The organism is Borrelia sp. RT5S (assembly GCF_021165755.1).
Classification (GTDB): Bacteria; Spirochaetota; Spirochaetia; order Borreliales; family Borreliaceae; genus Borrelia.
Genome location: NZ_CP088936.1, coordinates 398,099 through 412,197, shown reverse-complemented (window position 1 = coordinate 412,197; position 14,099 = coordinate 398,099). Strand labels below are relative to the sequence as shown.

8 protein-coding genes are annotated in these 14,099 nt (G+C 37.1%); all 8 read left to right on the top strand.

Going from position 1 to position 14,099, the window contains the following annotated elements; genetic code table 11:
* Window positions 1-25: 25 nt before the first annotated feature.
* Window positions 26-3,493: a DNA-directed RNA polymerase subunit beta gene (gene rpoB / locus LSO06_RS01960; RefSeq protein ID WP_231760407.1), complete on the top strand. Its 3,468-nt coding sequence runs from the start codon at window positions 26-28 to the stop codon at window positions 3,491-3,493.
* Window positions 3,494-3,507: 14 nt separating this feature from the next.
* A complete protein-coding gene (gene rpoC / locus LSO06_RS01955; RefSeq protein ID WP_231760406.1) occupies window positions 3,508-7,641 on the top strand; it encodes a DNA-directed RNA polymerase subunit beta' in 4,134 nt (1,377 codons plus the stop codon).
* 63 nt (window positions 7,642-7,704) lie between these two features.
* The gene (gene rpsL / locus LSO06_RS01950; protein WP_231760405.1) at window positions 7,705-8,079 is read left to right on the top strand and encodes a 30S ribosomal protein S12; all 375 of its coding nucleotides are present in this window, start codon (window positions 7,705-7,707) and stop codon (window positions 8,077-8,079) included.
* A gap of 13 nt (window positions 8,080-8,092) precedes the next feature.
* Window positions 8,093-8,566 carry a 30S ribosomal protein S7 gene (gene rpsG, locus LSO06_RS01945; RefSeq protein WP_231760404.1) on the top strand — a complete coding sequence of 158 codons (474 nt, stop codon included), beginning with the start codon at window positions 8,093-8,095 and terminating at the stop codon, window positions 8,564-8,566.
* A 57-nt stretch (window positions 8,567-8,623) separates the two neighbouring features.
* Complete coding sequence (locus LSO06_RS01940) at window positions 8,624-9,643, top strand: BMP family ABC transporter substrate-binding protein (RefSeq protein ID WP_231760403.1); 1,020 nt, start codon at window positions 8,624-8,626, stop codon at window positions 9,641-9,643.
* Window positions 9,644-10,290: 647 nt separating this feature from the next.
* Window positions 10,291-11,367: a BMP family ABC transporter substrate-binding protein gene (locus LSO06_RS01935; protein ID WP_304502607.1), complete on the top strand. Its 1,077-nt coding sequence runs from the start codon at window positions 10,291-10,293 to the stop codon at window positions 11,365-11,367.
* A 34-nt stretch (window positions 11,368-11,401) separates the two neighbouring features.
* Complete coding sequence (locus tag LSO06_RS01930; protein ID WP_231760402.1) at window positions 11,402-12,412, top strand: BMP family ABC transporter substrate-binding protein; 1,011 nt, start codon at window positions 11,402-11,404, stop codon at window positions 12,410-12,412.
* Between the two features lie 255 nt (window positions 12,413-12,667).
* Complete coding sequence (locus tag LSO06_RS01925) at window positions 12,668-14,092, top strand: MGH1-like glycoside hydrolase domain-containing protein (RefSeq protein ID WP_231760866.1); 1,425 nt, start codon at window positions 12,668-12,670, stop codon at window positions 14,090-14,092.
* Window positions 14,093-14,099 lie beyond the last annotated feature (7 nt).

Sequence of the window (14,099 nt, the reverse complement as noted above, 5' to 3'; positions counted from 1 at the left end):
TTGTGACTTTAAAAGGAGTCTTTTAATGATAAAAAGAGTTCATCTGGGGCAGGGCAAGGCAGAGGAAATTTTGGACTTGCCTAACCTAATAGAAATACAATTGAATTCTTATGAAAGATTTTTGCAACTTGAGAGATTAAAGAATGGTAAGCCCTTACTTAATGAGGGGCTTGAGTCTGTTTTTAGGAACGTTTTTCCTATAAGGAGTAGCAATGGCGAAGTTGCTCTTGAGTATGAAAAATACTACATTGAAGATGATTCTGTTAGTTTTACTGAGAAAGAGTGTAAAAGGAAGGGACAGAGTTATGAGGCTGTCTTAAAGATAAGGTTAAATTTGCAGTTTTTAACAACAGGAGAAATAAGGCAGAAGGACGTGTATATGGGCACTATTCCTTTAATGACTAATAGGGGGACTTTTGTTGTAAATGGTGCTGAGCGCGTAATTGTATCTCAGATTCATAGGTCTCCCGGAGTTGTTTTTTATAAGGAAAAGGACTCGTATTTTGCTCGCATTATACCTTATCGAGGTTCTTGGCTGGAGTTTGAGATTGATTCGAAAAAAGACTACCTTTATGTTAAGATAGACAGAAAAAAGAGAATACTTGTTACTCTTTTTTTAAGGGCGTTGGGGCTTGATACCCGAGAGAAAATAATTGATACTTTTTATCATGTTAGAGAAATTGAGGTAAATGAAAGCGTTAAGAGAGAGATTGCGGGTCAGTATTTAGCTACAAATATTAACATAAAAGAGAATATGACTTATCGGGCGGGAGATAAGATAACTTTACAGGATATTGAAGATTTCTTACAAAATGGAATAAGGAAGATAAAGCTTATTGATTTTGATGGTTATGATAGTGTTCCTGGAAAATATTTTATTAGCTCTGACATTATTTTGAACTGTTTTGAAAGAGAGGATGCTTATTTTTCTTTAAAGGATGGTTTTAAGGAACTTTCAAAAGAATCGGTGATTCTTGCTGTTTATAATGTGCTTTTGCCTGGAGAACCAATATCGGTTGATAGTGCTGAGAATGATTTAAAGACAGTATTCTTTTCGGAGAAAAGGTATGATCTTGGTCATGTGGGGAGATATAAGCTTTCTAAAAAATTTGGACTTGATGATTTGGCAACCTCAGTTCTTACTATGACAGATATTGTAAATACTGTATCTCATCTTTTAAGGATATATGATGGGCATGATACTCTTGATGATATTGATCATCTTGGTAATAGAAGAGTCCGTTCTGTTGGAGAGTTGCTTACAAATATATATAAGGGAGCAATGGCTAGAGTTGAAAAGATTGCAAAGGATAGAATGTCTAATAAGGAGGTCTTCAATCTTAGGCCTCAGGAATTAATAAGCGTTAAGCCTATTGTTTCTGCTGTTAAAGAGTTTTTTGCAACTAGTCAACTCTCGCAATTTATGGATCAGGTTAACCCTTTAGCTGAATTGACGCACAAGAGGCGCCTTAATGCTTTGGGTCCGGGGGGGCTTTCAAGGGATCGAGCAGGGTTTGAGGTAAGGGATGTGCATTATACGCATTACGGAAGGATGTGTCCGATTGAGACGCCTGAGGGGCCTAATATCGGTCTTATTGTTTCTCTTGCGACTTATTCTAGGGTAAATGATTATGGATTCTTGGAAACTCCTTATAGGAAAGTGGTGAATGGTAGGGTTACTCGTGAGATAGAGTACTTGTCTGCGATTGATGAGGAGAAGAAAAGTATTGCGCAGGCAAATGCTGAGGTTGATGCTGATGGTAATTATGTTGAGGATTTAATTTCTGTTAGGGTTTCTGGTGATTATACTACAATGGTACCTAGGGATATAGATTACATGGATGTTTCCCCTAGGCAGTTGATTTCTGTTTCTTCTGCGTTAATACCTTTTCTTGAGCACAATGATGCCAATCGTGCTCTTATGGGTTCTAATATGCAACGGCAGGCGGTTCCTTTGTTGTTTCCGCAACCTCCTATTGTTGGTACCGGTATGGAGAGGGTGGTTGCTAGGTATTCTGGTGTTGTTATTAAGGCAAAGAGATCTGGTACGGTTGTGTTAGCAACAAACAGGAAAATAGTTGTAAGAGCTCACGAAGGCAGTAGTGATGTTGATTTAGATGAATATTATCTTTCTAAATATGAGAGAACAAACCAGGATACTTCTTTCAATCAGTCAGTTTTAGTTAAAGAGGGCCAGGAGGTTAGTGAGGGTGAGATAATTGCAGATGGCCCTGCTACTAGATACGGTGAACTTGCTCTTGGGAATAATTTGTTGGTTGGCTTTATTCCTTGGAATGGATTTAATTATGAAGACGCTATATTGATCTCTGAGAGGATCGTTAAGGAAGATCTTTATACTTCAGTTCACATTAAAGAGTTTAGTATTGAGGTTAGAGAGACTAAGCTTGGGCCTGAAAAAATTACGGCAGATATACCCAATGTAGGCGCAAAGATATTGAGTAAATTAGATGAGAATGGGGTTGTAATAATAGGAACTTATGTAAAGCCGGGTGACATTTTGGTTGGTAAGGTTACACCAAAGTCGGAGGGGGACATTACTCCTGAATTTAAACTTTTAACTTCTATTTTTGGAGAAAAGGCGAAAGATGTTAAGAATAATTCGTTAAAAGTTCCACATGGAACCGAAGGCACTGTAATTGATGTACAGCGGATTACTAAGGATGATGTTGGAAATCTTCCTCCTGGGGTTGATGAAATATTGAAGGTTTATATTGCTAAGAAGAGAAAACTTAAGGAAGGCGATAAGATGGCGGGGAGGCATGGAAATAAGGGAGTAGTTGCGAAAATTCTTCCGGTTGAAGATATGCCGTATCTTTCTGATGGGACGCCTCTTGATATATGTTTAAACCCTTTGGGGGTTCCTTCTCGGATGAATATTGGGCAGTTAATGGAGTCTCAGCTCGGGCTTGCTGGGAAATATCTTGGTGAATATTACGATATTCCTGTTTTTGAATCTGCTACGAATGAACAAATTCAGGAAAATTTAAAGAGAGCTGGATTTAATGAGACGTCAAAGGAAGTTTTATATGATGGGTATACGGGAGAGCCTTTTGAGAATGAGGTGATGGTTGGGGCTATATATATGCTTAAGCTGCATCACCTTGTTGATGATAAGATGCATGCAAGATCTACGGGGCCTTATTCTCTTGTATCTCAACAACCTCTTGGGGGTAAGGCGCAGTTTGGTGGTCAGAGACTTGGGGAGATGGAAGTTTGGGCGCTTGAGGCTTATGGGGCTGCACATACTCTTCAGGAGTTGCTAACGGTGAAATCGGATGATATGTCGGGTAGAGTTAAGATTTATGAGAATATTGTTAAAGGTATTCCCACTAATGTATCTGGGATTCCTGAGTCTTTTAATGTTTTGATGCAGGAGTTAAGAGGTCTTGGGTTTGATTTATCAATTTATGATGATAAGGGAGATCAAGTTCCTTTAACGGAGAAGGAAGAGGAATTGATTAATAAAACTTAGGTTTTGAGGTTTCTATGAAAGAGATAAAAGATTTTGAGAAAATAAAAATAAAAATAGCCTCTCCTGATCAAATTAGAAATTGGTCTTACGGTGAAGTTAAGAAGTCTGAAACTATTAACTATAGAACGTTAAGGCCTGAAAAAGATGGACTTTTTTGCGAGAGGATTTTTGGAACAACAAAAGAATGGGAATGTTATTGCGGTAAATTCAAATCAATAAGGTATAAGGGTATTATTTGTGATCGTTGTAATGTTGAGGTAACTCATTTTAAAGTTAGGCGTGAAAGAATGGGGCATATTGAGCTTTCAGCTCCCGTTGCCCATATTTGGTACTATAAGTATATTCCTTCTAGGATTGGCCTTTTACTTGATGTTACGGCTTCTAATTTAAATTCTATCCTTTATTACGAGAAATATATCGTAATTGAGCCGGGCGATACTGACCTTAAGAAGATGCAACTTCTGAGTGAGGATGAGTATTCTGAGGCAAGAGAGAGATATGGGATGTCTTTTAATGCTTCAATGGGAGCTGAGGCGATTAAGACCTTGCTTGAGAATCTTGATCTTGATGAACTTTCATCTAAGCTTAGGGTTCAGATGATCGATAAAGACGATAAGACGGATAAGAAGCTTTTAAGACGCCTTGAAATTATTGAAAATTTCAAGGTTTCTGGAAATAAACCAGAATGGATGATTATGGACGTTCTGCCTGTGATTCCACCGGAGATTAGGCCTATGGTGCAGCTTGATGGGGGTAGGTTTGCGACTTCTGATTTAAATGATCTTTATAGGAGAGTCATAAACAGAAATAATCGTTTAAGAAAGCTTTTGCTGTTAAATGCGCCTGAGATTATTGTTAGAAATGAGAAGAGGATGTTACAGGAGTCGGTTGATTCTCTTTTTGATAATTCACATAAGAGAAAAGTTGTTAAGGGGTCGTCTAACAGGCCACTTAAATCTTTGTCTGATGCACTGAAGGGGAAGCAAGGTAGGTTTAGGCAAAATCTTCTTGGTAAGAGAGTTGATTATTCTGGTCGTTCTGTAATTGTTGTTGGTCCTGAGCTTAAACTTCATCAATGTGGTATTCCTTCAAAGATGGCGCTTGAGCTTTTTAAGCCGTTTGTGATTAGAAGGCTAATTGAAAGCGAGTCTGTTTTTAATATAAAGAGGGCGAAAAGTTTAATTGAGCAGGAAGTGGATGAGGTATGGCAAATTTTAGATGATGTTATTAAGGAACATCCTGTTCTTTTAAACAGGGCCCCAACGCTTCATAGATTAGGAATTCAAGCTTTTGAGCCGGTTTTAGTTGAAGGAAAGGCAATAAAACTTCACCCTCTTGTTTGTCATGCTTATAATGCTGATTTTGATGGTGATCAGATGGCGGTTCATGTCCCTTTAACACCTGCGGCACAAGCAGAAAGTTGGGCTTTAATGTTGTCAACTAATAATTTATTAAATCCTGCAAATGGGCATCCTATTGTATTTCCATCTCAGGACATTGTTTTGGGTCTTTATTATTTAACTATGAAGAAGAAGGATGTGGTTGGGGAAGGACGTAAGTTTTTGAATTTCAATCAGGTGCTTCTTGCTGTTAATAATAAGAGTTTGGATTATAATGCACGAATTTATGTAAAGGTTAATGGTGAATATGTAGAGACTACGGCGGGTCGTATTGTGTTTAATGAAGCTTTGCCAGATAAGGTTGACTTTGTAAATAAAACACTTAGCGATTATGAACTGCAAGTTTTAATTTCTGAAGTTTATGTTTCTCATGGTTCTTCTGTTGTAATTGAGATGTTAGATATTATTAAGAAACTTGGGTTTAAATATGCTACTAGATTTGGGTGCACAATAAGTATGAGCGATATTATTGTGCCGGAAGAGAAAAAAGTATATGTGGATAAAGCCAGTAGAGAGATTTCCAAAATACAAAATGATTATACTAAGGGTGTTATTACTGGAGAGGAAAGATATAATAATGTTATTTCTGTTTGGTCAAAAACGAACGAGGAACTTACCACTAAGATGATGGAGGTTCTTAAGAGAGATAGGGATGGCTTTAATGTTATTTATATGATGGCTGACTCTGGAGCTCGTGGAAGTAGGAATCAGATAAGGCAGCTTGCAGGTATGAGGGGATTGATGGCTAAGACCTCTGGGGATATTATTGAGCTTCCGATTATTTCTAATTTTAAGGAAGGGTTGTCTGTAATAGAGTTTTTCATTTCTACAAACGGGGCTAGGAAGGGGCTTGCGGATACTGCTTTAAAGACGGCGGATGCTGGGTATTTGACTAGAAGATTGGTGGATATTGCTCAGGATGTTGTTGTTAGAATAGAAGATTGTGGGACTATTAATGGTATAAAGGTTGAGGCTTTAAAAAATGGAGAAGAGGTGGTTGAGTCTTTAAGAGAGAAGGCTGTGGGTAGCTATTCAATTGAACGGATAAAGCATCCTATTACGGGTGAGATTGTTTTGGATGTAAACGAAGAGATTACGGAGCCTATGATAAAGTTATTGGAAACTATTGGTGTTGATAAGCTTGTAATTAGGTCTGTTTTAACTTGTGAGGCCGAACATGGGGTTTGCCAGAAGTGTTATGGACGAGATTTTTCAAACAATAAACCTGTTAATATTGGAGAGGCTGTTGGGATAATTGCGGCTCAGTCAATAGGACAACCGGGTACACAGCTTACTATGAGAACTTTTCACATTGGGGGAGTTGCACAGGCTGGGAGTGAGGATGATAAGATTTCGCTTAAGAACACTTTTATTCTTAATGGGATAGAAGGGTTTAATGTTAAAGTCGATGATGGTTTGCTTTTTACAAGAAAAGGGACTTTAAAAATAATAAATGTTATTTATGAAGAAGATGTTAGCCTGGTTGGGGAAATTAAGGTTGTGGATTCTCAGAAAGTGATTAAGGGCATGCCTTTGTTTGTCAATAAGGAAGGTGCGGATGTATTGTCATCTCACATTGGGTTTATTAAGATTATGGATGATAGGTTTATGATTGTCTCTGAAGAGCAAGAGGTCTCTTTGAGGGCCGGCACTAGACTTGAAATTAAGGTTGGTGATTATGTTGAGGCTGGAAGTGTTATTGGAACATTTGATCCATTCGCAGAGCCTATTATTGCTGAAGTTAGAGGAAAAATTAAGTTTAAGGATATTATTTTAGGTACAACTCTTAAGGAGGAGATAAATCTTGAAACTGGGAATATTGAGAAGAGAATTACAGATCAGGTTTTTGAGTCTCTGGATCCTAGGATTTTAATTGTTAATGATATGGGTATTGAGATATCATCTTATGTTCTTCCTGGAGATGCTTATCTTCAAGTTGAGGATGGTCAGGGTATTAATATTGGAGATGTTATTGCTAAACTTTCTAAGGGGTCTGAGAAAACTCAGGATATTACGGGTGGGCTTCCTAGGGTTAATGATTTATTTGAGACAAGAATTCCTAAGAACTTGACAGAGATGGCTAAAGCGAGTGGAGTTGTTCATTTTAAGGCAATTCAGAAGGGTAAGAGACTGATTAATGTTTTGGATGAGTATGGAGTTGAGCATAAACATTATATTCCTGCTGGAAAACACCTTTTAGTCAGGGACGGGGATATTGTTAAGGCTGGAGACATGCTTTGTGATGGAAGAATTAATCCGCACGATGTGCTTGAAATTCTTGGTGGAATTAGCTTGCAGGAATTTTTGTTAGAAGAAATTCAGGATGTTTATCGGAAGCAAGGTGTAAGTATTAATGATAAGCATATTGGGGTTATTATTAAACAGATGATGAAAAAGGTTAAGATTGTATCTGTGGGCGATACCAACTTTGTTTATAATCAAAAAGTTGATAAACATACTTTTTACGAGCAAAACAAGAGGGTTATCGAACAGGGTGGTGAGCCTGCTATTGCTAGTCCAATTCTTATTGGAATAACGAAGGCTTCTCTTAACATAGATTCGTTTATATCAGCTGCTTCTTTCCAGGAAACTACTAGGGTTTTAACGGATGCTTCGATTGCGGGCAGGGTTGATGACCTTAAGGGTTTGAAGGAGAATGTTGTAATTGGGCATTTGATTCCTACTGGAACAGGTATGAATTTATATAAAAGAATTAAAATAAGAGAAAATGCAAACGATGGGGTTTAGTTTGACAATGGATTATATATTTGTTAGAATCTTTTTGGTAATAAGAAAGGGGAGTGGTGTCGGATGCCTACAATCAATCAGCTAATAAGGAAGCCAAGGAAGACCCAGGGGGAGAAGACTGCGTCTCCTGCGCTGCAGAATTGTCCTCAGAGGAGAGGTATTTGTACTCGTGTTATGACGGTTACGCCTAAGAAGCCTAATTCGGCTTTAAGAAAAGTGGCTCGTGTTAGACTTTCGAATGGGTTTGAGGTGACGGCTTATATTCCGGGTGTTGGGCATAATTTACAGGAGCATTCCGTTGTTCTTATTAGGGGCGGAAGAGTTAAGGATTTGCCGGGTGTTAGGTATCATATTATTAGGGGAGCTAAGGATACTTTGGGTGTTAATAATCGTAAGAAAGGTCGCTCTAAGTATGGCACTAAGAGGCCTAAGGCTTAGGGGGTGTTTGGTTATGTCGAGAAAGAGTAGAAAAATTAAGAAAAAAGTTTTTGTGGACGCTAGGTATGGTTCTAGGGTTGTTGCTAAGTTTGTTAACAGAATGATGTATGATGGGAAGAAGTCGGTAAGTGAGGCTATAATTTATGGTTCTATTGACATGCTTGCGGAAAGGCTTGAGGAGAGCGATAAGGTTACTGCTTTTGTTAAGGCTTTGGATAACATTAAGCCTTTGGTGGAGGTTAGAAGTAGGAGAGTTGGTGGGGCTACTTATCAGGTACCTGTTGAGGTTCGGGAGGAGAGGCGTGAAGCTTTGGCTATGAAGTGGATAATTGCTTCTGCTAGGAAGTCTAGTGGGAGGTCGATGCAGGAGAAGTTGGCTAGTGAACTTGTGAATTCTTACAATTCTACGGGGGCTGCTTTTAAGAAGAAGGAAGATACTCATAGGATGGCAGAGGCAAATAGAGCTTTTACACATTATAGATGGTAAAACACCCTTTTTTGGGTGTTTTTTTTGTATTTATTTTAATTGGCTGGAGGTTAATTTATGTTAAGAAAAGTTATTTTACTTTTTTTGTGTTTAGGATGTTCGAATCCGCAAAATGAAGCTGGGATCCCTGGAACTATTTCTGTAATAGTCGATGGTATTTTTGATGATAAAGGCTTTAATGAGAGTTCTTCTAAGGCAATGAAGCAACTTGAAAGAGAGTTTGGGGTAAATATAATTGAGAAAGAATCTAAGGTTTCTGATTATTTGGGAGATATTGGTGGTTTGGAGGATGGTGGGTCTAGTTTAATATGGGGGCTTGGTTTTAAATTTACGGATGTTTTTTTACAAAAAGCTAGAGAGAATGCTAATGTTAATTATGCAATCGTAGAAGGTTCGTATGCAGAAGATGTCCAGTTGCCTAAAAATTTAATGAATGTGAGTTTTAGATCAGAGGAAGGAGCCTTTTTGGTAGGTTATATAGCAGCTAAGGCATCTCAGACAGGAAAGATTGGATTTTTAGGAGGAATTGAGGGAGAAGTAATTAATTCATTTAGGTTTGGGTATGAGGCAGGGGCTAAATATGCGAATAGTGAGATTAATATGAATGCGCAATATGTGGGAACATTCACTGATCTTTCATTAGGGCGATCAATGGCGAGCAAGATGTACAGTGATGGGGTTGATATAATATTTACAGCAGCAGGATTGTCAGGCCTAGGAGCTATTGAGGTAGCAAAGGAAATGGGAGAAGGATATTTTGTGATTGGAGTTGACCAAGATCAGGCATACCTTGCACCAGATAACATACTTTTGTCATATGTTAAAAGAGTTGATGTAGTAATGTTTGATATAACAAGATCTTATTTGGATATTGGTAAGTGGAACGGCGGTGACAGGTTAGAGTTTGGACTTAAGGATGGAGCTCTTGATTTAATCTTTAATAAGTTGATAAATCTAAATTTGGAAGAGGGTTATGAGAGTTTATTGAAAGTTAAGAACAAAATAATTAACAATGAAATTAAGGTTCCCAGAGATGAATCAGCTTATAATATTTTTATTTCAAAATTAGTTTCATGAAAGACGCTATATCCTAGTTTATAGCGTCTTAAGTTTTGTTTGTATAGGAATAGATTTATACTTATCGGGTTGGGGTTTTAAAATCATTTACTTCCAACCCATTTCGTTGTACAAACTAAAGAGGTTCTTGAAGTATTGAATAAGAAATAGTATTTTTTGAATCTCTAGCAAAATATCAACTTAAAATTTCTTTTCTAGCTTTTAGTCATTCAATAGAAATGATCATTTGGGAAAGACGGATGCTGGTTTGCCTAAAAGATTAATGAATGTGAGTTTTAGAAGAGAGGAAGGGGCCTTTTTTGGTAGGCTGCGTAGAAGCTAAGGCATCTAAGAGGAAGGATTGTGTTTTAAGGAGCTATTGAGATGGGAAGATGATATTATAGTATGTTACTGAAATGATGTGACAATATTGGAATTCTATACAGTAAAACGACTGGTGGTGATATTTAACTCCAATCAGGTTTTGGTGAATATTAAATGTTAGTAGTTTTTGAGTATTTATAGTCTATAATTTATTGAGTCGGATTGTGTTGATTTTTGTTTGAGGAGAGGGATTTTTTCTGCTATTCGTGCACCTGCATGTTGTTCTGTTGGTGGTTTGGTAGGGAGTTTTGTATTAAATTTTAAACCTATTTTACGAGGAGAGGGTGAAGTTGTTTAAAAATATATGTTTTGTTTTTCTTTTCTTATTTGTATCTTGTGTTAAATCAGAAGAATCTTCTTTTTTGTCCTTTGGTGGGAAAGTTACTATGGGAATTGTGGCTGCGTCGGACTTTAAAGATAAGGGATATTTTCAAGGTGCTCTTGAGGGAGCCATGAAGGTAAGAGATGAGTTTGGAATAAATCTTATAACAAAGGTGCTAACGCCTTACCCTGTTAAGGGAAAAGAACTTATGACAAAAAAAGAGGCTGAGGCAGCAGATATATGTTCCTTACAGAGGGAGGGAGCCAATTTTATTTGGTTAATCGGTTCTCGTTATTCAGAGAATTTGGTGAGATTGTCTTATGAAAATCCTAATGTTTTTTATGGAATTGTAGATCCTATTGATTATGGCTCTCTTGGTATTAGGGTGCCTAGAAATGGCTTGAGTGTTAAGTTTAGACATCAAGAGGGAGCGTTTTTAGCTGGTTATGTCGCGGCTAAGATGAGTAGGCGTGGTAAAGTTGGGTACCTAGGTTTGCCTCTCATTGAGCATTTTGAGGATTTTTTAGTTGGATTTCGGGCAGGGGCTTTTTATGCAAACCCTAGGGTGAGGGTGGTTGTAAAGAGACTTTTCAGTTTCTATGACACAACCAACGGCAAGTTTGTTGCCAAGCATATGTATGTTAATGATGGTGTTGATGTTATTTTTCCTGTAGCGGGGGTTGCTTCTCTTGGTGTTTTTGAAGCGGCAAAGGAGCTTGGGGCGGGCCGTTATGCAATTGGGGTTGATAAAGATCAGTCATACCTTGCCCCTGAGAACATTATTGCTTCTGTAATTAAAGACGTGGGAAAGGCAATATATAATCTTTCAGTAGATGCCATGAAGAACAAGGACTTTAGAGGAGGACGTGTTGTTGAGCAGGGGCTGAAGGAAGGAGTTATTGATATTGTTAAAGATCCTAGTATTCTTGGTGATACTTTGGTTGAAGACCTTTTTAAACTTCAGAATGACATAATTGAAAGGGAACTTATTGTTCCTTCTACCAAGCATGAGTTTGATTTATTTAAATCAAAATTATAAACTTTTAGTTAAGTTTATTTTAGGGGGATATAATATGGGGGGGCTGTTTTTAGTTTTACTTACGCTCTTTTTGTCATGCTCTGGTTCCAGGGATGTGGTAGGGACTTCTAAAGTTTCTATGTTAATTGATGGGCATTTTGATGATAAATCTTTTAATGAGAGTGCTTGGAAGGGTGCTAGGAAGTTGAGTGAAGACTTTGGAATAGAGGTGGTGCCTAAAGAGTCTACTTCGAATTCTTATTTAGCCGATATTGAAGCGTTAAGGGATAATGGTTCAAATTTTATATGGTTAATTGGGTATAAGCTTAGCAATGTTTCTATTAGTGTTGCTTTGGAAAATCCGGATGTAAGATATGCCAACATTGATCCTGTTTATGAAGACAATGTAATAGTTCCGGGAAATTTAGCGGCTATAACTTTCAGAACAGAGGAAGGAGCCTTTTTAGTGGGTTATATTGCAGCCAAAACTACCAAGACAGGGAAGATTGGATTTTTGGGTGGAATTGAGGGTGCAATAGTTAATTCGTTTAGGTTTGGGTACGAAGCTGGTGCTAGGTATGCAAACAAAGATATTATCATTCATAGTGGATATATAGGAAGTTTTGCTGATACGGAAACCGGACGTTCGATGGCAAGCAAGATGTATAGTGATGGAATTGATATTATTTATCATGCCGCGGGTTTGGGTGGACTAGGAGCTATTGAGGTAGCAAAGGAAATGGGAGAGGGCCATTATATAATTGGAGTTGATCAAGATCAGTCGTTCCTAGCTCCTGAAAATATTATCACTTCTTCAATTAAGGATATTGGACGAGTTGTATACATTTTGACTGCCGATTATTTAAAGACAAGTACTTTTGAGGGTGGCAAGGTTTTAAGTTATGGCTTAAAGGAGGGCTTTGTAGGTTTTGTTAAAAATCCCAGGATGATTCCTTTTAAATTAGAAAAAGAATTAGACGATGTTTCTGATAAAATAATTGATGGTGAGATTACTGTTCCAAGGAATGCGGGGGAATATAAGGCTTTCCTTGGTGGACTTCTTTAATTTATCCTATTGGGTATTTAACAACATGTTTGCATTGTTTGATATTAGAAAAGCTTAGGTACTGATTTTCCCTAAGCTTTAGATTTTTGTCTTAGGAATAGACAAAAATTTTGGGTTTTGATCTGTTTTAAGGATTTGTGTTTGTAAAGAGAGTGGCCTGCAACTAAAAATTTTAGATTTAATTCCCGTTTTGTTAATTTAATGATGGTATAATGAGTAGGAGTCTATTTATATTTGTTTTCAGAGGTTTGGGTGTTGAGTAAGAGAATATTTCCAAAAATATACTATTATGATCAGGATTTTATTGATATTTATAATAAAAGTCTCTCCTGGATACAGGACAAAATTGTCTTTCCTCAAACTTTGGAGAAGGGTAGGCGGGAAAAAAATTATTATTCTGAGAGTCTTGACTTCATAGACCAAATGCAGGCTTGTCTTTCAAGCTTTTTTCTTGTCTACAGTAATGGAGAATATTCTCCTACATCAACTATTGATAAATTTTACCAACTTCAGGAAACATCAGGGGCTATTAGATCTCGTTATGACAAGAGCAATAAGGCTGTTTATGCGGAGGGAAACGATGAGGGTATTGGCTTGCCGATTTTCGCTTGGGCTGAGTATAATTTATATCATAAAACAGGCAATAAGAGACGCATTTCTGATGTTTTGCCAGTTCTTGACAAGTATTATCGGTGGATAGAGAAAAAATTTTTAAAAGGCAATGGACTTTATTCAATTGATGTAAATAAAATTTTTTACAAGAATTCTCCCAGAGAAGATGCATGTTATCCGATTGATTTTAACTCGTTGCAAGTACATAGTGCATATTGTATTTCGAAATTGGCAGACATATTGAATGATAAAAATTTATCACTTGAGTATAAGAAAAGGTTTTTTTCCCTTAAGGCCAAGATTAATTCTTTGATGTGGGATGAGAGTGATGGGTTTTATTATGATCTTGACGTTAATGAAAGCATTATTAGGTGTAAGACAATAGTGGGTTTTCTGCCCCTGCTTTCTGAGATTCCGAGTGAAGATAGAATAGAGAGAATGGTTTTTTATTTAAAAAGTGATAAACACTTTGGTACTTTAAATCCTTTCCCTACCCTTTCCGTTAATGATTCTAAATTTAATTTAGAGGGAAATGGGTATTATGGTTCTGTTTATACTTATATGAATTTTTTTATTATTAAGGGGCTTGAGTACTGTAGGCGTGCAAATATTGCAAGAGAGTTTACCATAAGGCATTTGTATTACGTGCTAGATACTCTGTTACCCGATGGCAAGGTTAAGGGGCATATTTGGGAGGCTTATAAGCCAATGAAAGAGGGACCGGCTTATTTTGATGTTGAGAAAAAAATTCTTCCAGAAAAGGATGTTATTTGTTATCTTGCGCTTTTTAGCATTAGTTTGATGATAGAAAATATTATTGGTCTTACAATTAGTTTGCCGGATAAAACAGTCTATTGGAATATTCCTGCTCTTGAAGTTATGGGAATAGAACACTTGTCTCTTAGAAGAAATCAAACCACAATTATTTGTAATAAGGGCAAGAGAGGTTGGGAGATAAAGATGGAGTCTGAAAAACTTTACTACTTTACAATAAATATATTAAATAAAAAAGAAAAGACGCTACCTATACCTTCAGGTAGATGCTCTATGCTTTTAGATAAGTTATAGTTGATCG

Excerpts from the sequence above, each read along its gene's own strand:
- rpoB (WP_231760407.1), top strand. The coding sequence starts at position 26 with ATGATAAAAAGAGTTCATCTGGGGCAGGGCAAGGCAGAGGAAATTTTG.
- rpoC (WP_231760406.1), top strand. The coding sequence starts at position 3,508 with ATGAAAGAGATAAAAGATTTTGAGAAAATAAAAATAAAAATAGCCTCT.
- rpsL (WP_231760405.1), top strand. The coding sequence starts at position 7,705 with ATGCCTACAATCAATCAGCTAATAAGGAAGCCAAGGAAGACCCAGGGG.
- rpsG (WP_231760404.1), top strand. The coding sequence starts at position 8,093 with ATGTCGAGAAAGAGTAGAAAAATTAAGAAAAAAGTTTTTGTGGACGCT.
- LSO06_RS01940 (WP_231760403.1), top strand. The coding sequence starts at position 8,624 with ATGTTAAGAAAAGTTATTTTACTTTTTTTGTGTTTAGGATGTTCGAAT.
- LSO06_RS01930 (WP_231760402.1), top strand. The coding sequence starts at position 11,402 with ATGGGGGGGCTGTTTTTAGTTTTACTTACGCTCTTTTTGTCATGCTCT.